This window comes from Granulicella sp. S156 (genome assembly GCF_009766105.1).
Lineage (GTDB): Bacteria > Acidobacteriota > Terriglobia > Terriglobales > Acidobacteriaceae > Granulicella.
Window position 1 is genome coordinate 106,165 of record NZ_LMUH01000018.1, and the last position, 26,128, is coordinate 132,292.

At 54.9% G+C, this 26,128-nt stretch carries 21 protein-coding genes and 1 pseudogene; 9 read left to right on the plus strand and 13 right to left on the minus strand.

Annotation, left to right across the window (positions count from 1 at the left end):
- The first annotated feature begins 13 nt into the window (after window positions 1-13).
- From GSQ91_RS14245 to GSQ91_RS14255, 3 genes are read left to right on the plus strand one after another with little or no spacing between them, the layout of a single operon-like run.
- A complete protein-coding gene (locus tag GSQ91_RS14245) occupies window positions 14-2,764 on the plus strand; it encodes an ATP-dependent Clp protease ATP-binding subunit (RefSeq protein WP_158822433.1) in 2,751 nt (916 codons plus the stop codon).
- Window positions 2,761-4,920 carry a family 16 glycoside hydrolase gene (locus GSQ91_RS14250; protein ID WP_158822434.1) on the plus strand — a complete coding sequence of 720 codons (2,160 nt, stop codon included), beginning with the start codon at window positions 2,761-2,763 and terminating at the stop codon, window positions 4,918-4,920. Before GSQ91_RS14245 ends, GSQ91_RS14250 begins: the two co-directional genes overlap by 4 nt.
- 33 nt (window positions 4,921-4,953) lie before the next feature.
- Window positions 4,954-5,682, plus strand: coding sequence for a PP2C family serine/threonine-protein phosphatase (locus tag GSQ91_RS14255; RefSeq protein ID WP_158822435.1), 729 nt, complete (start codon window positions 4,954-4,956; stop codon window positions 5,680-5,682).
- A gap of 310 nt (window positions 5,683-5,992) precedes the next feature.
- On the opposite strand, the gene GSQ91_RS14260 is transcribed toward GSQ91_RS14255, so the two are convergent.
- The 5 genes from GSQ91_RS14260 to GSQ91_RS25920 form a co-directional block, all read right to left on the minus strand.
- Window positions 5,993-7,429, minus strand: coding sequence for an arabinose isomerase (locus GSQ91_RS14260; protein ID WP_158822436.1), 1,437 nt, complete (start codon window positions 7,427-7,429; stop codon window positions 5,993-5,995).
- 58 nt (window positions 7,430-7,487) lie between these two features.
- Window positions 7,488-7,835 carry an L-rhamnose mutarotase gene (locus tag GSQ91_RS14265; RefSeq protein ID WP_158822437.1) on the minus strand — a complete coding sequence of 116 codons (348 nt, stop codon included), beginning with the start codon at window positions 7,833-7,835 and terminating at the stop codon, window positions 7,488-7,490.
- A 2-nt stretch (window positions 7,836-7,837) separates the two neighbouring features.
- Window positions 7,838-9,376 (minus strand): glycosyl hydrolase family 39, encoded by a 1,539-nt coding sequence (locus GSQ91_RS14270; protein ID WP_158822438.1) that lies wholly within the window; start codon window positions 9,374-9,376, stop codon window positions 7,838-7,840.
- A gap of 177 nt (window positions 9,377-9,553) precedes the next feature.
- Complete coding sequence (locus tag GSQ91_RS14275; protein WP_158822439.1) at window positions 9,554-10,777, minus strand: substrate-binding domain-containing protein; 1,224 nt, start codon at window positions 10,775-10,777, stop codon at window positions 9,554-9,556.
- Between the two features lie 284 nt (window positions 10,778-11,061).
- A complete protein-coding gene (locus GSQ91_RS25920) occupies window positions 11,062-11,226 on the minus strand; it encodes a hypothetical protein (protein WP_254064602.1) in 165 nt (54 codons plus the stop codon).
- Here GSQ91_RS25920 and GSQ91_RS26245 point away from each other — a divergent pair.
- Together GSQ91_RS26245 and GSQ91_RS14285 are read left to right on the plus strand one after the other, a co-directional pair.
- Complete coding sequence (locus tag GSQ91_RS26245; RefSeq protein ID WP_254064600.1) at window positions 11,207-11,479, plus strand: carboxypeptidase-like regulatory domain-containing protein; 273 nt, start codon at window positions 11,207-11,209, stop codon at window positions 11,477-11,479. The two genes, GSQ91_RS25920 and GSQ91_RS26245, sit on opposite strands and share 20 nt — an antisense overlap.
- Window positions 11,480-11,624: 145 nt before the next feature.
- Window positions 11,625-12,059: a response regulator gene (locus GSQ91_RS14285; protein WP_158822441.1), complete on the plus strand. Its 435-nt coding sequence runs from the start codon at window positions 11,625-11,627 to the stop codon at window positions 12,057-12,059.
- A 537-nt stretch (window positions 12,060-12,596) separates the two neighbouring features.
- Here GSQ91_RS14285 and GSQ91_RS14290 read toward each other — a convergent pair.
- Entirely contained in the window at window positions 12,597-13,919 is a 1,323-nt protein-coding gene (locus GSQ91_RS14290) for a hypothetical protein (RefSeq protein WP_158822442.1), read from the minus strand.
- Between the two features lie 101 nt (window positions 13,920-14,020).
- Window positions 14,021-14,257 carry a hypothetical protein gene (locus GSQ91_RS14295; protein WP_158822443.1) on the minus strand — a complete coding sequence of 79 codons (237 nt, stop codon included), beginning with the start codon at window positions 14,255-14,257 and terminating at the stop codon, window positions 14,021-14,023.
- 219 nt (window positions 14,258-14,476) lie between these two features.
- Here GSQ91_RS14295 and GSQ91_RS14300 point away from each other — a divergent pair, with 219 nt between their 5' ends.
- Together GSQ91_RS14300 and GSQ91_RS14305 are read left to right on the plus strand one after the other, a co-directional pair.
- Window positions 14,477-14,974: a hypothetical protein gene (locus GSQ91_RS14300; RefSeq protein WP_158822444.1), complete on the plus strand. Its 498-nt coding sequence runs from the start codon at window positions 14,477-14,479 to the stop codon at window positions 14,972-14,974.
- Window positions 14,974-15,813 carry a hypothetical protein gene (locus GSQ91_RS14305; protein ID WP_158822445.1) on the plus strand — a complete coding sequence of 280 codons (840 nt, stop codon included), beginning with the start codon at window positions 14,974-14,976 and terminating at the stop codon, window positions 15,811-15,813. The genes GSQ91_RS14300 and GSQ91_RS14305 overlap by 1 nt, the downstream gene beginning before the upstream one ends.
- Window positions 15,814-15,832: 19 nt before the next feature.
- Here the strand turns inward: GSQ91_RS14305 and GSQ91_RS14310 are convergent, their stop codons facing one another.
- The 3 genes and pseudogenes from GSQ91_RS14310 to GSQ91_RS26250 all read right to left on the minus strand — a co-directional run.
- Entirely contained in the window at window positions 15,833-16,603 is a 771-nt protein-coding gene (locus tag GSQ91_RS14310; RefSeq protein ID WP_158822446.1) for a hypothetical protein, read from the minus strand.
- Between the two features lie 120 nt (window positions 16,604-16,723).
- The gene (locus GSQ91_RS14315) at window positions 16,724-17,236 is read right to left on the minus strand and encodes a hypothetical protein (RefSeq protein ID WP_158822447.1); all 513 of its coding nucleotides are present in this window, start codon (window positions 17,234-17,236) and stop codon (window positions 16,724-16,726) included.
- Window positions 17,237-17,296: 60 nt separating this feature from the next.
- Window positions 17,297-17,470, minus strand: a pseudogene (locus tag GSQ91_RS26250) (hypothetical protein); the annotation flags it as partial.
- A 291-nt stretch (window positions 17,471-17,761) separates the two neighbouring features.
- Between GSQ91_RS26250 and GSQ91_RS14320 the strand changes: the two are divergent.
- Both GSQ91_RS14320 and GSQ91_RS14325 read left to right on the plus strand, forming a co-directional pair.
- Entirely contained in the window at window positions 17,762-19,789 is a 2,028-nt protein-coding gene (locus tag GSQ91_RS14320) for an ATP-dependent endonuclease (RefSeq protein ID WP_158822448.1), read from the plus strand.
- The gene (locus tag GSQ91_RS14325; protein WP_216845253.1) at window positions 19,758-21,572 is read left to right on the plus strand and encodes a UvrD-helicase domain-containing protein; all 1,815 of its coding nucleotides are present in this window, start codon (window positions 19,758-19,760) and stop codon (window positions 21,570-21,572) included. Before GSQ91_RS14320 ends, GSQ91_RS14325 begins: the two co-directional genes overlap by 32 nt.
- Before the next feature lie 139 nt (window positions 21,573-21,711).
- On the opposite strand, the gene GSQ91_RS14330 is transcribed toward GSQ91_RS14325, so the two are convergent.
- The 3 genes from GSQ91_RS14330 to GSQ91_RS14340 are packed head-to-tail and all read right to left on the minus strand — an operon-like array spanning window position 21,712 to window position 26,093.
- Window positions 21,712-24,534: a DEAD/DEAH box helicase gene (locus GSQ91_RS14330; RefSeq protein WP_158822449.1), complete on the minus strand. Its 2,823-nt coding sequence runs from the start codon at window positions 24,532-24,534 to the stop codon at window positions 21,712-21,714.
- A 2-nt stretch (window positions 24,535-24,536) separates the two neighbouring features.
- Window positions 24,537-25,334, minus strand: coding sequence for a hypothetical protein (locus GSQ91_RS14335; RefSeq protein WP_158822450.1), 798 nt, complete (start codon window positions 25,332-25,334; stop codon window positions 24,537-24,539).
- 18 nt (window positions 25,335-25,352) lie between these two features.
- Window positions 25,353-26,093 carry a hypothetical protein gene (locus GSQ91_RS14340; protein ID WP_158822451.1) on the minus strand — a complete coding sequence of 247 codons (741 nt, stop codon included), beginning with the start codon at window positions 26,091-26,093 and terminating at the stop codon, window positions 25,353-25,355.
- Between the last annotated feature and the right edge of the window lie 35 nt (window positions 26,094-26,128).

A 26,128-nucleotide genomic window follows, 5' to 3' on the forward strand; every position in this document is an offset into this window, starting at 1 on the left:
AGAAAGGAGTTACATGGCCCTGGATCTCAGCAAACTTTCCGATGAAATGGAATCGGCCCTTTCGGGTGCGCGGTTGCTGGCCGAGCAACGTCGCCAGGCGTTGATTCAGCCGGAGCATCTGTTGCTTCTACTGATTGACAGCGACGGCTCGAGCCTGCGCGCGATCCTCGAACGCAAGAACGTCGCGCTTCTTCCGCTGCTGGACGCGCTCTCGCGCCGGGCTGATACTCTCTCGGCGCAGCGCCTGGATGAACTCCGTCGGCCTCTCGCATCACAGGCGCTCCGCACCCTTCTGGCGGACGCCTTCAAGATCGCCGATCGACATGCTCGGCCCTCTGCCGAGGCGATTGATGTACTCGAAGCTGCGCTAACAACGGGTACGAACGATCTGCGCAACGACTTCCGCAAGGCTGGCTTTACGGTTGAAGATATCGAGCAGCCCGCAGCTACTACTACGGCAAAGGCATCACGAGCGCAAACTGGCATCTCTCCGCAGGTGCCGCAGAGTGCCAATGAAACGGAGCTTGCGGGCGGCGCAAAGATGCTGGAGCGCTTCGGTCGAGATCTTACAGCTGCTGCGGTCGCCGGCGAGTTGATGCCAGTAGTAGGTCGCGATGAGGAAGTGCGGCAACTCATTCAGACCTTGCTGCGCAAGACGAAATCCAACCCGGTGCTGGTTGGAGATCCCGGTACAGGCAAGACCGCAATTGTCGAAGGTCTCGCGCTGCGCATCGCCGCGCAGGATGTGCCCGAGAGCATGAAACGCTGCCGCGTGATCGCGCTCGACCTGATGGGCTTGGTCGCCGGAGCGAAGTATCGCGGTGAGTTCGAGGAGCGGCTTAAGGCTGTTGTGGACGAAGTCCGTCTGCGCAAAGGCGAGATCATTCTCTTCCTCGATGAGATCCATCAGCTCGTAGGCGCAGGCGGCACAGAGGGTGGCATGGACGCTGCCAACATTCTGAAACCGGCGCTCGCACGCGGCGAACTGCGTTGCGTAGGTGCAACGACCTTCGACGAGTACCGCGAGCGCATCGAAAAAGATGGTGCACTGGCACGCAGGTTCGAACGAGTGCAGGTAGGAGAGCCCAGCGACGAGTCGATGCTCTATATTCTGCGCGGTATCCGCGAGCGATATGCTGCCTTTCACGGCGTTGATCTTACAGACGAAGCTCTGCACGCTGCCATCAAACTCTCACGTCGTTACATGCGCGATCGTTTCCTGCCAGACAAGGCCATCGACGTCATCGACGCCGCAACCGCACGTCTGCGCATGCAGCTCGAATCTCGTCCTACCGCGCTAGATCAGCAAGAGCGGCTGCTCACACGGCATCGTGCGGAGTTGGAGACTCTGCGGTCATTGCCCAAGCTCAGCGCCGCGCAGAATAAGCAAATAATAGCCTTGGAATCAGAGATCGCAACACTCCAACCGCGCATCGCTGCCGATGCGGAAGCCTGGGAGCGTCAGCGCAACACTCGTACCGATTTGGGGAAAACGGTGCAGGCTATCGAGGAGAACACTCGCCTGCTCGCTGCAGCAGAAGGTGCGGGGGATGTCACCAGGGCTGCCGAGATTCGCTATGGCGCGTTGAAGCATCTCGAAGAACAGCGCGCTCATCTGGAAGCCCAGCTCGCGGCGCAACGCGAAAGCGGCAACCTTACCATCGCCGATAAGGTCCTGCCCGAGCACATCGCCGAAGTAGTCGCCGAACGCTGTGGCGTGCCCGCCTCGCGGATGTTGGAAAGCGAGCGCGACCGCCTGCTACATCTCGAAGATCGCCTCGGCGAGCGCGTCTACGGTCAGCCTGAGGCTATCCGCGCCGTGTCTGATGCAGCCCGCCGCATGCGCACCGACCTGCAACTGAAGCGTTCGCCTGCATCCTTTCTCTTTGTTGGCCCCACAGGTGTCGGCAAGACAGAGCTGGCAAAAGCGTTGGCCGAAGCACTGTTTGACGATGAGAGTGCACTCATTCGTATCGACATGGGCGAGTACAAAGATAGTGCCTCCGCTGCTGGACTTATCGGTTCACGCCCTGGCCTTATCGGCTCCGACGAAGGCGGATTCCTCACCGAACAGGTACGTCGTTCGCCCTACTCCATCGTGCTCTTCGATGAAGTGGAGAAGGGACATCCCGAGATCCTTGACCTCCTGCTTGGAGTGCTTGATGAAGGTCGACTCACGGATGCCAAGGGACGCTTTTGCGACTTTACCAATACCGTAGTGCTCTTCACCTCCAATCTCGGCGTGCGTGAATCCATGGTGGCAGGTGAAGACAACGTTCTCCGCGAGCAGATTATCCTTGATGCGGTCCGCGCCAACCTGCGGCCGGAGCTCTACAACCGTATTGGGCAGATCATCCCTTTCCATCCTCTTGGCATGCCGGAGTTGGAGCGTATTGTCACAGGGCATCTGCGCTCGCTCACACGCAAGCTCGAAGATGATCGCGAGTTGCATCTTGAGGCCACCCCAACGGCAATCGATCTCCTGGCTCGGCTCTCCTATGATCCGGAGTATGGCGCACGCCCAGCAGGTCGCGTCATGCAACGAGAGGTATTGTCGCCACTCGCAGAGCTTCTGCTGGGAGGTGACGCTGTCCCCGGCTCCACCATTACGGTCGATGCTACGCCGCTTGAAGTGCACTCGGCCGACAAAGACCACGAGCCACCGCCGCAGGAAATGATCTTCTCCCTTATTCAACCTCACGATTCGGAAACATCACACGTCGAGGAACAATCTAATTCCGAGCCCGAGGAGGTGGCCCTATGAGCCTGTTTCTGCGACCTCAGCACTATAGAAGATTTGCTGCTATCTTCTGCGTCTTCGCTCTTGCAACCACTCTGTCCGCTGCGCCCGCTCCCGATCCATCGCTCACGCTTTTCAACGGAACCTCGCTTCTTGGTTGGAATGCTCATGGCACATGGAGCGCGAGCGGCGGAACACTTACAAGCAACGGCACTGGGAGCAGAAACGTGCTTACCGCAGTTCCGTTTGCCGATTTCAACTTGCAGTTTGAGTACTTCGAAAGCGCTCCCACTGGAGCCAAGCTGCGCGTGTGGGCCTCACGCGAAAACAACGGCGGCCTCACCATCGATCTCGATACCAATGATGCCCCCGCGGGTGTTGGTGGAATTGAGACTATCTCGATTTCCTCGATCAAAACTGTGACCTCTGCCTGGCATCGCGTTCAGGTAGACGCCTCACACGGACAGATGACGGTTCGCGTAGACGGTCTGCCTTTGGGGTCGGCGTCAGGGCTCGGTTCGCGTGCCGGCTATATGGGGTTTGAAGCCAGTGGCAATGGAATTTTGCAGCTGCGTAATATCAAGCTCAACCCGCTCAATATCGGCAGTCCCTTCAACGGCACTGACCTTAGCGGTTGGAAGAGCATTGCGCGCTCTCCGAATGCGAAGGGTGGTCTGGGCCACTCTGTTGAGAAGACGTTCACCATGGGGATTGGCGGCGGCAGCACAAAACCGCACGAAGCGAAATGGTCGGTCCGTGGTGGTGCAATCCATGGAGAGGATGGTCCCGGCGGCCTTGAGTACAGCAATATGGCCGAGGACGCCGTCATTCAACTAGTGGCTTCCGTCAAAGGCGATACAAAGAAGGACAATTTCACATCTCTCTTATTACGCAACACGTCGGGACAACTTGCCGGTGGGTATGCCGTTGGAATCGGCCCTTATGCAGGAGGCATCGAGCACCTCGAAAATCATGCGTTCGGCACAGCCGAGACGCAGGTGAATGAAACTATCGTCATCGGCGGTCGCACGATCGAAATATGGATCAACGGCACCCTGACGACTGTGCATACGGACTCCCGCCCGGAAAGCGGCAACAGTGAACAGGGTGCGCGCACCGCTGCCGGCTCCATAACGCTGTTGTTGCCCAGCAGCAGCGTGCAATTGGACGTGCAGAAATTCAACGCGACAATTCTGCCGAAGGTCTATGGCGCGCCTGCACATGCCCCGCCGCCGCCTCCTCCTGTCGTCCAACCCGTAGCGCAGCCCGTTACCACCGCCCCTGTGCCGACGGCTCCATCTCCTGCGGAAACCGCGATCCTCCAGCAACAGCAGACTGCTGCCAAGAAGGACGCCACCGATCAACAGAATAAGCAGCGGGTCGCGACGCTCATGGGGCAGGCGTTGGCAACGTCCGACCCGCAGCAGCAGATGAATGCGTATGGCCAGGTGGTTCAGATCGATCCGTCGAACACCGCGGCTGTACAAGGCTATAAAGAAGCGCAGCAGAAAGTGCAGGCCCAGCAGGACGCTCAGGTCAAAGCATCAACCTCTGCCGTGAGCCAACAGCAGGATACTCAAACACGCGAACAGCAGACCAGTGCTTCGTTATCGCAGGCGCAGAGCTCCTTCCTGTCAGGACATCTTGCCGCTGCCAGCACTGCCCTCGCGGTAGCAGAACGTTTGTCGCCCAGCAATCCGCTTGCTCATGATTTGCGCGCTCGCATCAGTGCGGCCCAATCGCTTCGTTCGCGGCTCTTTTTTCTGGGCAGTGGTGCAGGCCTGCTGGCTCTCGTGGGAATCGTTACGCTATGGCTGCGTCGTAGGAAGATGCAGCGTTTTCCTGTTCTTGAGATCACACGCGGGCTCGACTCGGGGCTTACTCTTCCGCTCGACAAAGACGCCGTCCGTATCGGTGCGGTTATGCAAGACGGCGGCCAGAAGAACGACATTGTCATTCGCGACGTTGAACACGCGGTGTCACGTTTTCACTGTGAAATCGTTAAACGCGATGGCCAACTCTACATAAACGATCTGAACAGTTCTAACGGTACGCGTCTGAATGGTACTTCTATCAAGCCAGGCAGCCCGGAGCTACTTCGCAAAGGAAGCCGCATTCTGTTAGCCAATACCGTCGAACTGCGCTTCGGTTATGACCGTGGTGCGAAGACAGGCAACTGAAACGTAAGTAACACGAAAGAGTAGTAGGGCTAGATGGAGATTCGAATTCGGGCGGCGGCATCGAGCGATGTAGGACGGCAACGCCGTTCCAATGAGGACGCATTCGGTTTTGATTTGGACCGTGGACTCTTCATCGTGTGCGATGGTGTTGGCGGATTTGCAGCAGGAGAAGTTGCGAGCCGCGCTGCCGTCGACTGTGTGTTGAGCCGCTTTCCCTATACCGTCACCGATCCCAATGCAGGAGGTCCGGAGCTGCAGCGTGCGATTCAGGCAGCGAACCGTGCCGTGTATCAGGCGGCCATACGCGAGCCGCTCTACCAGGGCATGTGTACGACCATCGTGGCCGCACATTTTGACGGAACGCGCATGTGGATTGCCCATGTCGGAGATAGCCGGGCCTATCTGTTGCGCAATCAATCGTTGCATCGATTGACCGACGATCACTCACAGTTGGCTCGGGTGCTGCGCGAGGGAGACCGTCGTATTACAGCGGAGCAAATGGCTCGTTGGGACAGTGTTCTAACCCAGGCCATTGGTGCTTCGGAGTTTGTTATGCCGGCCGTCACCATGGTCCAGGTGCACCTGGGCGACTGTTTTCTTTTCGCCACAGACGGTGTTTGCAAAGCTCTTTCCAATGGCGAGATGCTTGCGCTGCTGTTAGCTACTTCAACTCCCGAGCAGGCCTGCCAGCAACTGGTAGATGCGGCCAATCGAGCCAGCGGGCATGACAACGCTACCTGTGTCGTAGTGGAGATCGATTAGTGAAACTGATCCAATGTTGCGTAGGCGCAACCCACAGAATTACATCTCTGCCTCACAAAAGCATCACCGGAAGCAAGCTTCGGCCGAACAGACTTTCCATCTAACCTACTGAGAGCCTGGTTCCAATTCTTTTTGACTCAGCACCCCTCCAAGGAGATCAACACCGCGCGGAGGCAACAGAGTGATGGAGAATGGAAAGCTTTCATTGGCAACGCGCAAAGTCCGATGATCTTGAACTCTTAGAGGGACAAAGATCTTGGAAAAGTACGCTCGTACATAACCGCACCTCGGTGTATGACCTTTTCTCACCTCAGCATACCTGGTGGAAGCCGATACCCATCAACTCAGCCGTTTTTTTTAGTTTGCTCGCCACATGCCCTACCCCTATGGCGCAGTGATGCGCTGGACCCTGCGCATTCCATGCGTTTACGAAACCACGCGCACCAATGGGGAAGCGGTAACGACTGTTGGTATTGCCAATTTCGAGGATCTCACCCGCCACACAATCACCCTCTGCAACAAGCAGCTTGAAGCGCGATTCCGTGTCTTCCACAACCGAGAGCAGCGTTGTCGGACCGTGCTTCACGCTCATCTCTACTGAAAGGCCACTCCCCACTTTGCCGTGGTAAACCTCGAGCGGCCTCACCTTGGTTTTGCCCTCGGAGATGGCGATATGCCCCGGTCCATCGTGACCCATCAGCACTAGGTCGTCATTGAAATCCATGGCGTAATACTCGGTAAAAGATCCTCCAGCGCCTAGGATGTCCATTATCTTCATGGCCAGGACATTTTTAACCTCATACTCGCCCGCCACTGGAATGTGCCGTGCCGTCAGTAGCGAGCTCCCGAGGATGATCGAACTCATGGTGTCCTCGTTGGCTGCATTGCCGGAACCCTTGTAGTAGTAGGCCAGGGCGTTAAGTTTGTAACGCTCGACAAATGAGTCTAGAGCTACTGACGTTCGCGCGGCTCTGCGCAACTCTTCGGAAGAGCAATCCGGTTGCACATCGAAACTCGTAGAAAAGTCCTTCAGCCGCTGCTCTAATGTCTTCTCCGTGACCTCGGTGCCTAGCGCACTCAGTTCATCTACTTCAACGATCTCTATATGTGTTCCAAAGACGATCGAAACCAATGTTACGTCGGTCATAATGTCCAGCATTCCGCTGTAGTAGTGGCCCATGAGCCCAAGCCGCGCAGAAGCCAATGTGGCACGCACCTGAGCTGCTCCCAACCATTCTTCAATCTCCTGCCAAGTCGCTGCATCGTTGAGTACACCTGTCACCTGATGAAAAGGAATCCGGGCGCGGGTCATCACATTAGCGATTTCAGGCACAGGGCATGCCGAACAGTAAGACAGCCAGTGGCCGGTCATTGCCGTGCGATCTTCTAGTTGCTTTAAAGATCTGTAATCGATGGCCGCTTCGGGCTGTAGATTCAGGACTACCAACGGCACGCCAGCTCGCTGCACCAGCGGCAGAACCGTATTCGAGAGCGCATACGTGGTGACATAGAGAAACAGGACATCGATGTCTTCCCGTCGGCATTGGTGACCAGCCTCCTGTGAACGCTCAGGAGAATCCACCAACCCAAGATTGACAACTTCCACCCCTGATCGTGAGAGCCGCACCCCCACCTGTGCCACGTATCCTTCCAGACGTTCCTTCAGTCCTGCGAACTGCGGCCAATAAGTATCCAGACCAATCCCACATAGGCCGACGCGCAACGGTAGCTCGCTTCTCCTTGCCACTTTCTTTCCTCCCTCTAATTATGTTGAATCTTTCGCGGCCCTGAGTGAATAGCTGGTCTTACGGCAGATAGAAGACCTCTTTCATCATTGGGAATCGTTCTCCGGGTTGTAAGTCCTCATTCGGCACGAAGAGCGGAGCCATGACCTGCTGCCAGCGTAGGTTCACAGGATGATTGTCGAACTGACTCCAGGTGGTCTCGAAGTCCGGCGCCGTAAAGGTGAGGAATAGCAAGTTATCTCGGCGGAAGATCGAGTATTCGCTGATCCCTCCGTTTTTTAGCATATCTTGCATCTCGGGCCATACTTCTTGGTGCGCCTGTTCATAGGCTTCGGCGGCGCCTTCGCGTAGTCGAAGTATGAATGCGAAGCGCTTCAGCGTCTGATCTTCGACACTTTCCGGGTTCATATTCACCAACTGACCACCGAGACAGCAAAGGGCTCCAATCTTATGTAGCCGTCGGTCAGCTTTACGTTGCGGGCCGGTTCATCCCCTGTCGACTCATCCACTGTCAGCGCGCTCGCCTTCTGTGCATCCGGTAGCTTCACCTCGATAGCATGATCCCGCTTATTGGCGAGTAGCACTTTCCGGCCTGTAGGCGTGACGAATGCCTGCGCTTCTACGTCACCCGAGCCCGAACCACCCAGGTTTGTATCCACCAGAGAATCTCCGGGATGGAAGCTGTTCTTAATTAGTTTTAGCACCCAGAAGCGTGGGTTTGGCTTGTTGTTGGTCCAGTTCATCATGCTCACGCTTGGATACTGAGTCGGGTAGCCGACAAGCTGCGACTCGCCGACGAGGTCGATCTGTAGCCGCGAAAGCTGGATATAGAGATACGCATACAGCGACCCAGCCAGGTTATAGTAGGCGGCTGGTGGGGGCACCTTATCTGCTGCAGTGTTATCTGTCGGCAGAATTACACCCAATTCGTCGAGATCCGTTTTCGTTTTCGGCGAGAGTCGCTTGCGGATGTTATCGATATAGCGCACCGTGCTCAAGAAGCCATCCGCTTGGTCAAAGAACGTGTATTGCCAATCGGAGATAGTCTGCGAGCGGGTTGGAGATGCGTAAAAGTGGTAGGAAATGTAATCCACCGGTATGCCGGGCTTGTGATTGGCTGGATTGAGAAAGTATTCAAAAAACTCTGGGTGATCTCTCGGTGCGGCTAATGCCATGCCCATGAACTTTGTATCCGGGCTGGCGCGATGAATCCCTTCAACGATGGCGTCGTAGCGCTTCGTGTAATCCTCGGGCGTCATGGAGTGTTCTGCTTCCACTTCGTTGAGCACCTCCCACACCGGAAACTTGTAGTGATATCCAGACTCGTGCCGCACTCCATTCTCATCAGTGAATCCACCATCTACGTACCAGCTCACTAGCCGCTCGTAGTAGTCGCCCATCTCCTTGCCGGTGGGATCGCGCAATTCCGTGCCTTGCGTGTAGTTCCAGACCGGCTGATTGGGATCGGCCGGATAGGTTACGGGTTTATCGGTCTTGAAGAGCCATGTCGGCATAGTGCTGAAATTCATGACTGTCGGATGACCTTCGGTCGCGTTCAGAAAGTCTATGGTCATGGGGTCAATGAGGCTGAAGTCCCACGAGGTCTTCTGCTGCGTAGGCGGTTCCAGCTCGGCTACTGCCAGCTTGGGATAGGGGAGCCAGGGTACATAACGTACGTAATCCGCGCCCAGTTCTTTCACTGCCTTGTAGGATGCGGCGCTCAGCGGCTCACCTCGCCGCAAAGGTGGGTTAACTACCACTTGAAACGTAGGCGTTGACTTGGAGACCACCGAGGTTTTGTCCCAGTGAATCGTCAGTTGAAGCGGCTGCTGACCCTGTAGTGCAGCAGACGTCGCAACGCAGGCGAAGCCCGCGACAAAAAGCCGGCCGAATCGGCCTGCAATCCAGTGATTCTGAGACAGATGTTTGGTCACAAATCCTATGCCCATAGAGCACGCTCCTCTTTAACAACATGTGTATTTAGGCGATTGCACTGCGCTTGGCGTCTCCACCTGAACAGAGACGCCAGATCATCGCGGGATGAAAACTTCAACAGGAAAACGAACGGCCTAGAGATGAATATCTTTTCCCTAGACGAATCCTGGCGGGAACGCGTCGATGGGCAGTCATCCTGGAACTCTTGCGCCTGCAGCGAACACTTCATCATTTGCCGGGACTCCTCTTGAACTATGACGAGTGGAGAGCCGATCCGGCAGGATCAGCTTGTGTTCGCAATAGTAAGACGGAGAGACTGGTTGCCTCTTCAAGCACTGAAGAACGATCGGTAGGATTTTCTCACCGTACTCTTCGGGGAAGTAGGCTATGGCACCGATGAGAGGGCTATCGGTGCTTTGCAACTCGGCCTCAAGATCTTTGTCCGGTCCCCACCCCTGCGACATGATGGCTGTAGACCGCTCCCGCCCAAGCTCTCGAATTGCACGAAGGGCCCCTCGAGTGCAATTGTCATTGGAGGCCGCTATCAGCAAATGCTCCTTCCGCCCTAAGGATTGGGCGATGTGGCGGGTAATTGCATACCCTCCCTTTTCGGTTCCCTTGCCATCCTTGTGAAGCACATTGCCCTCATTCAAATTGGGCAATACGCTTCGTATTCCATCGACTGTTCCCAGCACTCGTGCTTGGGGGATAGGACCCGCTTCGGGCAGTTCCAGCAGCAGGACGCGGCTTACGAGACCCTTCCACCGGTCAACGGCAAACTGTGCCAACGCCTCTCCGCCTAACCTGCCTACTTCATAGTTATCGACTCCAAAGTAAATCGCACTGGGCATCGGGATATCGATCGCCAGCAAGGGTATGCCTGCTTTGCGGAACATATCGGCAAGTGCGGGTCCCACTCCCGAATGGAACTCATACTCAATAACAAAGTCCACCTTTTGCGCAATCAACCATTCCGCATTCTTCAGGGCTTGTTCGGTGCTGTCCTTGTTATCGACCACCAGCAGTTCCACCTGAGCTTTCGCCGCGGCATTGACCAACCCTTGAGTCACCTTCCGAACAAAAGGCTGTTCGTTGGAGAGCTGGGCATAGCCAACACGATAGCTCCTGTGGCCCAGCGTATGCCTGAATTTCTTGGTGGCACTGTCCCGCACGACGTAGCCATGTGCTTCCAAGGTATGAAGCATGCGAAAAGTCGTGCTCATGTCCAGTCCGACTTTCTCCGCAATATCCGTCAATCGCAACTCGACGGAGGACCCTCGCAGACTGTCGAGAACATCGAGTCCCTTACCTAGCACGTCGACGTGGTACTGAGCTGGAGCGCGCTTCGTCTCTGAAGGTTTTCCAGCAGGAAGTTGCTTTTCTTTCGGGCGTGTTTCCTTACTTCTAGCTTTCATACCTGCTGCTCCTTTGGTCGGTTGTTTCGCGATCCACTTCTACCGACTGCATTCGCCTGATGCAGCGAATCGGCTTAATCATCCTCGATTGTCAGGAGAATAGGGTCTGTTCTCAATGCTTGTCAATTTTATTCAACGCAATAAATATTTCTCCATACAAAATTGAAGCTACTTTCAATTTTCATTGAATGAAATAATAATTTCCTTGACAAAAACAAGAAACGCCTCTCAGCACCCGGTTCGACTCAGTGAATCTCTTTCAAAGAGTGATCAACTTCTCGGGCCTAACCGAGGAACGAATATCTCCGGCGAAAGATCTTCAAAAAATCTGTTTGAAAAAGCGAGGCCTCCCCAATGCCATTGAAGCGTTCTTCGGTAAGATCCTCATTCTTGAGGTCACCTGTTATCGTCGCGCTGTCCTTGATCGTCATGTTGTGCTTGGCGGTCACACCATTATTCTTTGCTCAATCGATCACTGGTGACATCCCAGGAACAGTGCGCGATGCGAGTGGTGCCGTCGTACCAGGGGCCAGAGTCACCCTTACAGCGACAGATACGGGAATTAAGGCTGAAGCGATCTCCGACAGTGATGGCAACTATCTTTTTGCCCAATTGAAGCCGGGTCGCTACAGCGTCTCTGTATTCAAGGAAGGATGTGCAACCTCTACTGTCTCAAACATCGACCGCCTCGCAGGAGGGTGAGGCAACTCCGCACGGAACAATGCACTCCATAGAGGAAGGCACAGGACGTATACGCAACACAAGACCTTCTCTCAAGCCGCAGCGACCGGAGAGAACGAGCAAGGCTAGATCCCGAACAACCGGGCCCACGCAGGATGATCGATTGATGCCCTTGAATTCAGACACCTCTCACCCGTCCCCGCACGGTACCATTTTGCTGGTGGACGATGATCCAGATATACGCTCGCTCGCCCGGACTTTTCTCGTGCACGAAGGCTACCGTGTTTTCACCTCTGGCGATGCGGAGCGTGCCACTCGCGTCTTTCGAAGCGCTCCGCAAATTGATCTGCTCATCACCGATTTGTACCTGCCGGAGCGTTCCGGCATGCAATTAGCACAGGATTTAAAGGCGTTGCGCCAGGATCTTCCGATATTGATGATTTCGGGAGGCTTCCTCGATCCTGCGCACCGGGATCAGTTGCAGCATCAGGGATGGCGATTCTTGGCAAAGCCTTTTTCTCTGCCTGAACTGCTGGCTACTGTGCACCTCATCCTCGGTTCGTTTGTTGTCGAAGAGGTAAGCTCTGTAGCCAATAGATGACTTGTCCGCTTAACAAAAATCGGCTACCCCGGGCGCGAGGGAGTCGATTTTGTTCCGTCCGATTCAAGGACGTTCTCTCCATTGGACAGAACGCTCCCAACCCATTTGGGCAGCGGCAGCGCCGCCGTTGAGTGTGTTATCGGCGTGATCATCGCCGACGGAGGGCGGTGTAGATGTGGGCATCGGACCAAACCTCCATGCAAGAAGGTTCACTCTGATGGCGGTACAAAATTGGTACAGCTCTGCTGTACCTCCCGCAAGTTTAGGATTTATAAAGTAGATAAATGGTGGCCAGAGACGGCTTTGGTCAGTGCTACACACCCCTTTCCGAGTTCCGACAACCGGGATCGTACTGAATCCTCGTCTCGATATCGCGGCTGAGCTGACCATAAGTCATTGATGAAATGAGGCTTGTTTCTTGGCAAATGCGTATTGTTTGTCGGGGATCGGTGAGGATCGATGTTGGCGTCAGTGGTGGCCTTCTCTGAAGTAATGGTGGCCGGTTCGTTTTCTCGGCGACTGCAGTGTCGATCTAAATCATCCCTTCGGCATAGGGTTACCCTTCAGCTGCGCAGGCAACTTCAATTTTCTGGCGGCTGGGTCGTCCAGAAATTCGAGCACGAGGTAGTCGTCGTCCTCGTCATCTCCTTGAGGCTCAAAACGGGCTGAAGTAATCGTTCGACCCTCATCGAGTTCGCGACGCACCTGGTTGTCTTTGCCCATCGTCCGATTCTGAAACATTTCGAAGGACAATTTGCCTGCAATCAAGTCCTGAACTGCTCTCGCTGAAATCCTTAGCGTCATTCTTTCCCCTCCAATCCCCATCTCTGTTGGGACATAATTTCCGATTGCATCCGCCTCGCACATGCCTTGTTCATGCCACGCATAGGCCGTGTAGCCGCTGAGCTGAGGCGGCAACATCGTTTCCAGGATACGATTCAGACGCTCGGCATCGTCGTCGGATATTCTTCCCGGCCTGGCGAAAGCGTGGCTTCGCCAAAACCTCTTACTCTTCCCTCCCGAATTGCTGCGGTCCCGGTTTGCAGAGATTACAATCACGAAGTCGATCGCCGGATAATCGTCCAAAAACTTTAGAATGATCTGCCCCCCGGTGAAGTGGTCAGACGTTGATCCTTGGGTTTTGAGCTCCCTCAGCAGACCGCAACCCGCATCACCAAGGATTACGACGCGACGAACTCCACCTTCTGCCGAACGTAGTTGTTTGGACTTCGAACGCAGTGCAGCGTACAGCGGGTTGTCCTTTAGGTCGTAGGCGAGGGAGGGCATGGTGCAGAAGTAATTGGCCAAGGGATGGACATAAGAGCGACGTTCAAGCACCACACTGATCACCGTGTTCCTCAACACGAGTGGTTGATTGGGCTGTCCATTGGTAAGCCAACTCTTGAGCGCGCTGCGGAGTTCTTCATCGAGTTGGAAGTCTCGCCGCACAAGTCTGTGACGAAAGAATGATCTCTTCCCGTTCCTTGATCTCTCGTAACCGCTTCTCTCACCGAAGGTGAAGTGGAGGTAGGCGGAACTGCCTGATACGATGCGGTCTGCTTCCGCATTGATGATGTTGCAGGCTCTCCTCATCGAATCAGCACCCGACAGCGAGAGGTCATCAAGTGCTGCGACGTCGGCAATCATAGGGCCGGTCGTAAGGAGATCGGGCGAATAGATATCTGGCGTTCTTGATCCTGATATTTTGTCGATTTCAAGAGTGGCGATCTTTGAGACCGCCCAAGTGATTGCCAGTTCATATTCCGCTGGAAGGGCTTGGTTTGGCCTCACATTCTCGAGACGGTTCAGAAGGTCTTTGGCCTTGCCAAGGTCCAGCCAAGGTCCCAGTTCATTGAACATCCTCTGTAACTGCCGTCTTCCGAAGATTGGCATCAGGACTCAAGAGTACATCGCCGGCGGCGGTGAAGATCGTCGCCGTATTCAACTCGATGAAGCAGCAATTAGGCGTCAAGCCCAAAGTCCGCAGCGAGCTGGTCTGTAGCCGCCTGCGGAATCGTCGCTATTCCGTCGTTAAATGCTTCGCGAAAAGCATCCGACTCCTCCAGAGAGCAGATCGTCCGGATGGGGTACAAGATCCCGTTCGTTGGCACGATGCTGCGATGATTGGGCTTGTGGTCGAACCAGATCTCCGACTGTCCATTATTGATACGTTTCGCGACGAGGGCCAGATTACTCATATGGCCGAGTCTAATGGAAGGTCGTGAGTACGGGGACTAGGACAGAAATCCGTGCACCCGACGTGCGGGGCAGGACGCAAGCGGGAACAGGGGGCAGGGATAAACCGAAGAGGTATCGTCCACCGCGAATCATTGACGGCCCTTTTCGGCAGCTCCATCCGGAAGTTGGAATGGCCTGTTTGCTAACCTGTCTTCATGCCAGTTCTTACGATTTGTGGAGTGCGACCTGACGCTTCTCAATGGGTCCCCGCGGACACTTCGTCGCTGATCGAAATTAGGAATCAGCTCGCGCTACAGGTACTAACAACGAATAGCGAGGAGAACACGCGGGCATTCAATACCAGTGTCCAGGCAGTCATCGCCTCGCTCGCAGGAACAGCGATATGGTTTGCGCGGGACAGGTTCACGACTGCATTCGCAGCTGAGCCGCGATACCTACCTGAAATCGAGTGGGACCTGAATCTGGACGAAATCATCTCCGAATGCTCTTACGTATTGAGCGACGAGCATTCCGATGCCGATCTCACCGATGGTGAATCGTTCGCAGCGATTGTCCATAGTCTCAAGACAGTGGGACTTCTAGAAATCGTTGATGGCGTTCTCATGTTTGACTCCTTCGCAACTCAAAGCGAATTCGAAGGTGAAGTCGTGAGAGCTATCGAGGGGTGGGAGATGGAACAGGGCCCAGCGCTTTCGCGACCCTCGGAGGGTGACTGATGAAGTTAATTGCTGACACCAACGTCTGGTACGACATCGGCAACGGGATTATCGATCCATTGCAATTTTCCGAAGCTGAGACGGGACTGTTTGCGACACCAATCTCCCTGTTAGAGATCGCATCCGGGATTGATGACCATGCCCTCGATGAGCGAAAGCGGGCCGCGGATGCGGTTATCCGCTACTGCACAGGTGTGACTGACGATACCGAGACGCATCTAGCAAAGCTGTGGGAAGCCGCCGTCAATAGCGAATCCCTCCCTTGGATCGACGGGTTCCGGGCAATCGCTGGCGCTTCGACACAGCAGGAGCTGGAGAGTGGTGTCGATGACATTGCATCCCGAACGCGACGCACTGTGAAGGTCGGGCTTGTCCACGACTGGCGAGAAGAGCATTGGCGCGGCTTCCAGACTGACGTAATCGACGCTCTGAATGATCAGATACCAGGCTATGCCGATGCACGGGCCCAAGGCAGGTTCGTGAGATTGGCGAAGGAAGCTAGAGTGCCATTCAGAGACGCGATGCGATCTCGCGAAATCAAAGTGATGACGATGATGGCCACGTATGAGCGGACTCGTTGGCTTCACAACGGACCGATATCGCCGGCATCGGAGGTTGCTTCTCGGTTAGAAATTCTGCTCGCCCCCTATATTGGTGCGTACGGCGAGTACATCATTCGGTGCGCAACAGAAATGGCACCCCAAGCTAACGATTTTGGAGATTTCGAATCTTTTGCTTATCTCCAGCCCGGCACGGTGCTAGTTACGCGTGACAAGCGATGGGTGAAGATTGCAAAGGCCGTTTGCCCAACACAGATACGTGTTCCCATGCTGAAGTGAAGAGGGGAACTGTCTTGAGCTATTGCCTTCGCCCCGAGACGGCATACAGTGCTTCAAAATCGTCGTTTCCCGGCAGATGGTTCGATGGAAGCACACCGAGTCTTTCGACTTCGAGAAGGAGCTTTGAGGCCACCTGATCGCACATGCGGATCATCTGTCCTCCCAGCGTTTCGTTGTCTGTATCGGAGGATGAGTAGCCGATCGTCAACTGGGGCGGAAGCAAGTGATCGCGGTAATAGCCGATCTTGCGCGCATTGATATCGGGGTGAGAACCGAGCTCGCTGTCAACCACGAACGCTATTTGATGACTACTAGGGATAGGAGCACCCAGGTTCCTGGTCATGGTGAGGTGCCAGCCGATTTGTTCGGGATTTACGCCTTCTCGAATACCGAACATGAGGTAAGAAGCGAGATGGGCAAAGGGAACTCCCACAGCGCGGTCGCATGACGCGGGCGGCTTCGGCGTGAAGTAGGAGACGCAGAGACCACATTTCTTGCCGAAGAGAGGCTTCGTGTTGGTATCAACGGCTACAACCCATTCATAGGCAAACAATGCATCCTTCGCGGCGAAGGCGCTCTTCCCAGCAGACGGAACCGATGCAACGATTTTCGGCTTTCCGCTTTCGCGAGCATAGCTTCGTTCGGTGCGCGTCGAGCCAGGCTCGGCCCCTTCGATTTCGACCTGGTCTGTCTCCGGATCATAGTGGACGGTCAACGTTCGGTCTTCGCCAATATTCACTCTGCCGTATACCCGATCTTGCCGAGTCTTTGTCTTGTCGCTGCTTGCCATACCCGATTCACGCTCCTGCTTTGACATTGTCGCGCAACCTCTTTTGGTTCTTGAGGCAAGGGCGCAGACGATACCAGTGATTTCCAGCACTGAACGTCTACGGTGATTTCCCCATCATGTTTAATTGGTTTTTCCGTACTCGTCCCGATATTCGATCAGCCGCTTTACAACCTGCTCCGCCAGCTCGATCGAGGTTGCGCCGATGATTTCGTTACGATTCACGTTCCAGGCTAGGATCCCGGCATTGGATGAAAGCGTCAAATTCCAAACGCAATCGGGCAGGTCCTTCTTTCCCATGTCAGAAACAGTCGTAACCCAGCCGAAGACAACGCGGTAGCCACGCAGTGAACCCCCTAGCGGCGCAGACGTGACGGGTTTGAACTGCGCGCCCACTGGTTGCAGCTTCAAGAGCGGCGAAGAGCTTCCTCCAGATTCTCCATCGTCCCATTCGAAAGGGATGTTATCGATCATTCCGACGTGTGCTGCGGTAGTGTGCGTGGCCCGCATCAACTCTCTGATCATGGAAACGCCTCGTGTTCCGACCAATGCTGCATTCAACTGCGCCTCCGATACCAGACCCTCGGACTGTCTCATCTGATCACGTTGCATCAGAAAGTCATTCAAATTTGCCATCTCATTGGTCCCCTCTGTCTCTCGCACCAGAAAGGCCGGGCTGAGCCCGAGCTTTTCGCAGTTCTCCTGACTGGGGAGTGTCCGCCCCGTGAGAAGATTGTGTGCGGTTTGACGGGTAACCCCCAAAGCTGCGGCTAAGGCGCTTGCAGACCCGTACCGTTGGAGAAGCCACGGTCGTAGTTCGGATACTCGTAATAGAGCCACACTGCAAGAATAGAATGGGAAATCTGACACGTCAAATGACAATTTACATTATACGAAATCCGGATTGATGACTGCTGCAGACGGCTTTGTTCAGTAATGCCCCCTTCAGATCCAGACGGTCGGAAGTGTGCTGCACCCACGACGCGATATCGCGGCTTAGGAGCCCGTTCCGTCATGCGCCGTCCGAGTGCTTAGCAATAGGCCGATTTGCTATCAATCGTTTAGAGTGGGGCGTTACCTCTTCCAATCTATTGATCTCTGTGTAATTCCGGGCCTTGTACCTCGCTGAGTCCGTCCTGTCGGTGGAATTGAGGATATGTAATGCATTTGAAGAAAATAATAGTTAAGAATTTCCGCCTGCTGCATGAAGCGTCTCTTCTCCTCGAAAAGCAGACTACAGTGATCGTTGGTCGCAATAACAGCGGCAAGACTTCACTAAGCGAAGTGATGACCCGGCTCCTGACCGAGGGGAATCCGATATTCAGGCTGGAAGATTTTTCCTGCGCCGCTCACCGCTGCTTTTGGGATGCTTACCTCGCAAAGCTCGATAGCACGCCCGCCGACGAAGTGCGGCCCATGCTACCGGCGATCGAAGTCCGTCTATCCTTCGAATATGGAACCGAAGAACAACTGGGGACATTGACTGATTTCGTTCTTGATTTCGATGTGGATTGCACTGAAGCTCTCGTTGTTATCCGTTATGAAATTGAAGCGGGCAGAATTGACGACTTGTTCAACGAACTCACTGACACCGACGAAGCAACCAAACCCGCTTTTTATCGCGCCTTGCGTGAACGCATCCCTGCGCTTTACACGACCCGGATTGCCGCAGTCGATCCGAATGACGAAACCAATCAGCGTTCGATATCCAGCGTAGCTCTTCGTGCAGCCTGTGCGAATAACTGCATTCACGCCCAGCGTGGGCTTGACGATGTCAGCCAGAAAGAGCGCGTCGTCATAGGGAAGGTCCTGGAAAAGCTGTTCACGACTGCCAAAGTGAATGAAGCCGATGTTGCGGGCCATTCGCTCGCGGAAGAGCTTGAACAGGCCGTGTTGGAGATTCAGGAAAAGATCGGCGTCGATTTCAATACCAAGTTGAACGAACTGCTGCCAGCTCTATCGCTCTTTGGCTATCCCGGGCTTCCAGACCCGCATCTTCTGACCGAAACCACCCTTGATGTTGAACGCCTTCTGACCAATCACACCAAGGTGCGATATTCCGGTTCAAACGGCATAAACCTGCCTGAGTCCTACAACGGACTCGGAGCGAGAAATATCATCCTGATCCTCCTGCAACTACGGCAGTATTTTAAGGACTTCACCGCCCTCGACCCCAAACCGGCGGCCCATCTGATTTTTATTGAGGAGCCGGAAGTGCATTTGCATCCGCAGATGCAGGAAGTCTTTATTCGCAAGCTAGGCGAGATTGCGGACGAATTCAGCACAGAGATTGCTTCGCCCTGGCCCGTGCAATTCGTCGTATCCACCCATTCGTCGCATATTGCGAACGAAGCGCATTTTGAGACCATTCGCTATTTCATGGTCGCCCCAGATGACGGAACAGGTGAACTGAAAACCGTTGTTAAAGATTTACGTGATGGCCTTGCGGGAAAACCTCAGCCAAGTCGTGATTTTCTGCATCAGTATCTGACACTGACACGCTGTGATCTCTTCTTTGCTGACAAAGCGATTTTGATTGAAGGCACAACCGAGCGGATTCTGATGCCTCGCATTATCGAAATTCTGGACAAGACACAAGCGGCCGACCAGCAATTGGGAACCCAGTATCTATCGGTTGTGGAGGTGGGTGGCGCCTACGCCCAGCATTTCTTCGACCTGATCGAGTTCTTGGAGCTGCGCACGCTCATCATCTCCGATATCGATTCAGTGGCTCTCAATGCAAAAAACCGCTATGCTGCCTGCCCGGTTCATGCTGGTACAAGGTCGAGCAATAGCTGCATCAACACATGGATTCCGAACGGCGGGACCCTCCCTACCCCTGCGCAACTAACACTCATCCTCGACGATCAGAAAGTAGCGGGACACAGGCGGATTGCCTATCAAGTTCCCGAGCTAGCCGGAGGTCCCTGCGGCCGGAGCTTTGAGGATGCCTATATGCTGGCGAACCCTGTAATGTTTCCGATGACGGCCACGACCGCAAATACGCTTGAAGTTGAGGCCGGCGACATGGCCGGGGACGTCAAGAAATCAAACTTTGCTCTTGAACATGCCATCAGTGATACGGATTGGATCATTCCGCGCTACATCCGGGAAGGCTTGGTCTGGCTCGCCGCTGACGGGGCGACAGATGTAACCGTTGCGCCCGCAGCCGGAGGATCAAATGCCTAGAGCTTCTCAAGCTGCTGTTCCTAGCCCCGCCCTTTTGGCAGCGCAACAGGCTGAAGCACAGGTTGCACGTTGCCTTGAGGAAAAGCATCACTTTCTGCTGGAAGCCGGTGCTGGTGCTGGAAAGACCTACTCGCTTATCGAAGCGCTCAAACAACTTCTGAAGACAGAGCGCAATACACTTCGCAAGAACAATCAGCAGATTGCCTGCATTACCTATACAAACGCAGCTACTGCCGTTATCACCAGCCGCATCGATGGAGACAAGTTGGTTGCTGTCAGCACCATTCACGCATTCTGTTGGTCGGTCATCAGGCCCTTCCAACCTGCTTTGCGGAAAGGTCTACACAACATTCCGGCATGGCAAGAAAAGATTGCTGAAGTTGCCGACCTCGGTCTTCGCGCTATCGAATACGACCTCGGCTATCGAAAAATCATGGACGATGTGATATCGATCCATCATGACGATGTGCTGACGTTGATGGCTACGTTTCTGCCAAATGTGAAGTTTCAGTCCATCCTTGCCGGGCGTTATCCATACATTTTCATCGACGAATATCAGGACACAAGTTCCGAGATGATGGCGGGTATCAAGACCCATCTTTTTCCGCGTGCCGGTGGACCGCTGGTTGGCTTGTTTGGTGACCACTGGCAACGGATATATGACGAAACCTGCGGTCACGTCGCAGCCGAAACGCTTCTGGAGATTGGCAAGAAAGCCAATTTTCGCTCCGCGACTGCAGTAGTCAAGGTCCTAAATAATCTTCGGCCGGAATTACCGCAGGCTTTCAGAGACGAAAGCTTTATTGGAGTCGCTGATGTATTCCATACGAATAGCTGGGTCGGTACGCGCCGTACGGGTGCGGGTGGTGGTCACTGGAAAGGTGATCTGCCACCAGAAGTCGCACATCAATATCTTGGCGGCTGTATTGACAGTCTAAAGGCGTCGGGATGGGATTTCGCGCCAGAGAAGACTAAGGTACTACTGCTGACGCATAACGGACTTGCCGCTGAGCAAGGATATGGCGAACTCGCCCGTGTGTTTCGCTATAACGACCTCTTCGCCAAGAAGACAGACGATCATGTCGCATTCTTCGCTGACAAGCTTGAGCCTGCGTCCGTTGCCTATCAGGGGCGGCGCTACGGCGAAATGTTTGACATCCTCGGCGACGAAGCACCGCGCATGTCGTCCCATTCGGAGAAAGACCGATGGTCCGCCGCGATGGACTCTCTCATGAGATTGCGCGAAACTGGCACCATCGGCGATGTCGTTGACTATTTGATGGCCACCGGATATCCCCGTCTGTCTGAGAAGGTTTATCGTCAGGAACGGGAAGCGCAAGCTTGGCATGACGAGGCCGGTCAGGAAATACCTGAAATCATTACGCGTGTCCGAGGGATAAGGGCTCGCCCCTATTCTGAAATGATCGCACTCGTAAAGTATCTTGACGGCCACACCCCATTCGCCACGAAGCATAGCGTCAAGGGCGACGAATTCGAGAACGTTCTGGTGGTACTTGGCCGTGGCTGGAACCAATACAACTTCGATCAATTTTTGGAGTTGTCCGCTTCACCCGCGAATATATCCGCTGAGAAACGCGACTTCTTCGAACGCAACCGTAATCTCTTCTATGTCTGTTGCTCCCGTCCGACAACTCGATTAGCACTGCTCTTCACACAGGTGTTGTCCAATCCCTCGCTGCAGGTTTTACGGGCATGGTTTGGAGCGGATCACGTTCACGACGTTGGCGGCGGTCAATTTCCAGTCACGAATCGTCTGGACTAGGGGAGAACTCACCGACCGAGGCGACTCGCGCTCCCAGACGTATGCGGGTGGCCTCCTTGAAATGGAAGCCCGCCCCAAATGCTTGGGGCCAATGAGCGGGCGTGCAAGAAGATCGAGTCAGAGAGAGGTGACAGCCGTCTTACGCGAGGTCCAGTGCTTCTTCGCTTTGCTCAAAACTGTCCGGAGCAACCCGCTTTTCAAGGCTTTCGGCCAGGTCCATCCAGCGAACGGCGCGTGACCATTCCGCGCCAAACGGTGCAAGTTGATTAGCGGCCCTCATGAGCCATGGCACAAAGTTTCCGTAAACGCTGTCGAGCGTTTGAACGAATTTATCGAACTGCCTTTGTTTGTATTCTTCCTTGGCTTTTGAAGCCTTATAACGCGGCATTGATTGAAATATCGTGATGGCATCGCGTTGTTCGAGCCACCCTGCGGTTATAGCAGGAAGGTCTTCAATGGTTGCAAATCCCTTTTGCTTTTTCGAGCCGACCAGTTTCTGCAAATAGCTATCGGTCTGTTCTGGAGCTGCGGCGAATTCGAGGATGATGTCGACAATCAACTCGTAAAACCCGGAAGGTGTTGTTTCTCTCCGCAGAAAGGAACGCAAAGAACGTGCCGTTGTCGTTGACAACCCCGTTCGATTGACTGCGGCCCCCAGATCAGTGAGACGAATAGGGCTTGCGGCTTTCGCGAGTGGCTCTCCGTCCGATTCGCTCAGCATGTCGGCCACAATGGTGGCGAAGAGTTGGTCTACTCGCTGAGGGGATAGTACCTTTCGCGCGTAGCTGAACTGCGACAACCGCTGAGCCAGTGCCTCATCACTTGGGTTCTCCGGAATCGCTGCAATGACCTGCGCCGATAACGCTGCATATCGCGCGTCGTGATCGTGCTTCAAACCGTCGATGGGAAGAGCTGATTGCAGTGCGGGCGGACTCCCAATCATCGACGCGATGACGGATCTTCGCGTCGCTTGCTGGCTAGTTAGGTGAGCTGGACCGAGTACGTTTTCATAGAGGACAGTGTCACCTTCCGTGAACATGCCCGCCCTTCCGCATCGTCCAGCGATGTTCCTGAACATCAGTGCGTCGAGCGGACGGGCGTCTGCTCCGAAACCGACAATCCAGCTCTCCACCAACGTGACTCGAAATGGCAGATCCGATCCTTCGGCCAGTGTCGTCGTAGAGACAACAAAATCGAGTTCGCGACGCCCCACCGCCTCCTCAATGTGTCTCCTCAACTCGGGGGGAACGCTGGCGTTGTGGAACGCCACTCCCTTCAGAATCATTGCCGGTAATGTTGGATACCAAGGCGCAAGTGTTGCGGCAACCTGGGCGAGTCGGGACCTGCTGAGAGCCTTGGTCGGGTCATCCGGGAGGCGAAGCGAAATGGCATTCGCTATCAGACGCGTTGACTCACGCGTCATACAGATGACCAAAATCGGTCCGCCGATGAGACGAAGAAGATATTGCGCCAAATATGCGACGTTGTCCTGAGAAGCTACCGTCACTTCTCGTTTCGGCTGGGCCTCAGGTTTCTGCCAGGTCGGTGGTGCCTCGATTGAATGAGGCCACTGAACCATGTGTGAACCCAAGGTAGACAGAGGAGTCAGTTGCGACGGTCGCAGGGAGTCGTTTCCGAAGACCCAAATCAGGTCGCCAGTGGTGCTCCAGATGGCAAGGTGCCGCGCTGTGGGCCTCCAACTGTCAACGAAATAGTTCGCGGCATCGACGCCAAGAAATTCGAGAAACGCACTTGCGTCCGCGAGCACGGCAGAGAGTGCGATCATTCTGAAGCCACCGCGCTGAGTCTGCCGGAGCCGCAACCGCGTAATGATGCCTTCCAGCCTCGCACCTCGCGCTGAATTCGCAATACTGTGGGCTTCATCGAAGACGACAAGTTTCAGCGAATCGTCGGTGCCGTTATATCGCAGCCATGCGTCGAACCGTTCCGGGGTTGCCACCAACACCTCGCGGCGGAGGGCCGGCTGAAGAGCGGAATCCAGTTTGAAACCACCAAACATTCCCGTCACCCGAATATCGGTTTTATGCAGGTGGCGTTTGAGCGCTGCGGTTATCTGGTTCCCGAGCGCCACGTACGGTACGACGATCACTGCCAGTCCTGGCCCATTCCTCAACACGGCTGCTACACAGCACTCGGCCAGAAGTGTCTTCCCGGTACTTGTCGGCAGGTTAAGAAGCGCATTCTCGGTCCGAGAAGCGAATTGTCCGTCCGAGAGCAAGCGATGTTGGGGAGGTAAAAGGGTGAGCACGTTGTCGTCGAGCAGGCCCTCAACAAAAGCATCTGGAAGACCCACATCCGGCCTACGCAACGATCTCGCAACCGAAAGAACGACTGCCTGCTGCATGGCGACGCGCGCGTTACGGAGAAGTGCGGCTTCCGAAAGATCGGAATGGAGCATGATCTTTTCGAGCGCCACCTTTACCGTTTCAGCAATGCGCTCATCGCCCGTTCGGAGAAAGCGTTCCCAGGTCAACAGTAGTTCTGCTGTCGCGGGACGCATGGAATATTGAAGAAGCGTGCTGACGCTTCTGGGATCTGCCAGCGCCGCGGCCACGACACGATCATCGTTTCCGGAAATATATTCGGGCTCAACAAGCCTGATGGACGAGTGGGCGCTGGGGAAATTGCCATACATGGCAAACGCAACGGCCGCCGATAGGAGAAGCTCGTTAGCATTCCCATACCTGACCCCTTCTGGAAGCCGGCGCAGATACGATCCCACAGAAAACAAGGTGCGCGCTGATGCGATCAGCGGAAGCGTCGCCTGCTCATTGTGCAGAGCCTGTATCCCTGACTGGCCGCGAGTTTGTTGGAAGTGGAGAGCAGCCTTTCGGGCGATTGCCAGCGTTTCTGCGACTGAATACTCTGGCATCGGACACAGGCGGGCGACAGCGGTCGAACGCGCTGCGGCCCCCAGAAAATCGATGTCCACGAGCTTCATTGCTAAAACCCTCCTGTAGCGAGCTTCACAAGGCTCGTGTCTAAATTAGCAAGTGCGATGCTCCAGGCAGTTATTTGATTGTGGGCCCAGCCAAACCCGGCGATCTGAGTCCGAACGGCGATGAGTTTGGTCACCGGATCGGCACCCGCAGCCTCGTGAACGAGGGTAGGCACAAGGTGAACTTGAGAGCTATTCTGCGGCGAAGTACCGACGAGATCGTCGACTCGGGCCAGAAGGTCGTCCGACAGCTGATGTTCAAACTCAAGCCGGTTTTTGATGGCAGCCGCTCGATTCACCAAGACGGTCCTGCCGTCGCCCTCGTACAGCTTCTGGTAATCGGCGACGAGTGCGTCTCCATACGCGAGGGAGGAATCTCCCGTCGTCTTCACCTCCTGGATAAAGAGCATGTCCCCTTGAGGGTCAGTCGGATGAAAATGAACGTAGGCGATATCCAGTCCGCTCATAGAGATGCCACTGAGAGGGTCATACGCATTGTTGGTCACGATGCGGTGGGATGGGCTGGCGAAGACATTTTGGTGACCGATCACGAACGCAATGAATTCACCGAGATTGCCCCTCTGTGAATTGCTCAGCGTTGCGCCCGCCGGGAGAAGAGTCGCTTGGCGCGAACGCAAGAACGCTTGCAGATGGGTGTAGAGAGCAAGGCACGACGGGTCCACACCGCTCCACAGCACAACTCCGGATTGCGTCTGCCAAGTCAGCAACGTACCACTCCAGCGGTCCTGATCGTTGGTCCAACCGTGTATTGCGTTCACAGCCCGCAAGTGAAAATGGGCCACAATCTCACTTCAGTGGGTTCAACTCTCTTGCTTGTTTGAGAAACGTCCGACCGCTTCAAGGTAGTCGGCCCCTTTTCGCAAGACGGCATACGGTATCGATGTCAGGTCGAGAACAGTCCCTATTGGTGAAACCTGCGTTACCAAACCAAGGCTCTGCAACTTGGCGCAGATGCTATGAATCTCAGACGTTTTGAAGATGGGGTCTTCGGACTGAAGTTCCCGCCAGGTGTTGTTTGCTAGGTTCGTCTCGGGCTGGAAAGCCGTCCGTCTCAGCTCAGCACCCTGAACCGTATAGATTTTGGCGAGGATGTCGATGTCGGCGTCGGTCAGGTCTACAGTGACGCGCATCATCTCATCTGCTTCTTTCAAATCAGCCGTTGGTCCTCCCATCACGGTATGGACAACGATGAGGCTCAGGCGATCAATCCTTTCTTTCGATCCCGTTCGTTCCGATTTGCTCATCGCATCGGCCAAGAGTAGAGGAAGCTGTTCGGCGATGAATTGTTTGTGAGCGTCAGATAGCGTCTTGACCTGCTCCTCGAGACCACGGAGCCTTAAAATGGTGGCGTCAAGGAGATAGGCAGTATTTTCCTCTCGCTGCTCAAGCACCTTCTTCATGAAATAGGCAGCCGGTTTCGTTCCGGGGATGCCAACTGCTGCCAATCCCTCAAGCGCAGTGGTGACGACCTTCGGGGCGGTACCTGTCTTCCCAAACTCGATCTGTGACCGGGCGGCGTCTATCTCGTCATCAATAGCCATGCTTTGCCTCGTCTGCGCAGGCTAAGTATCTCATC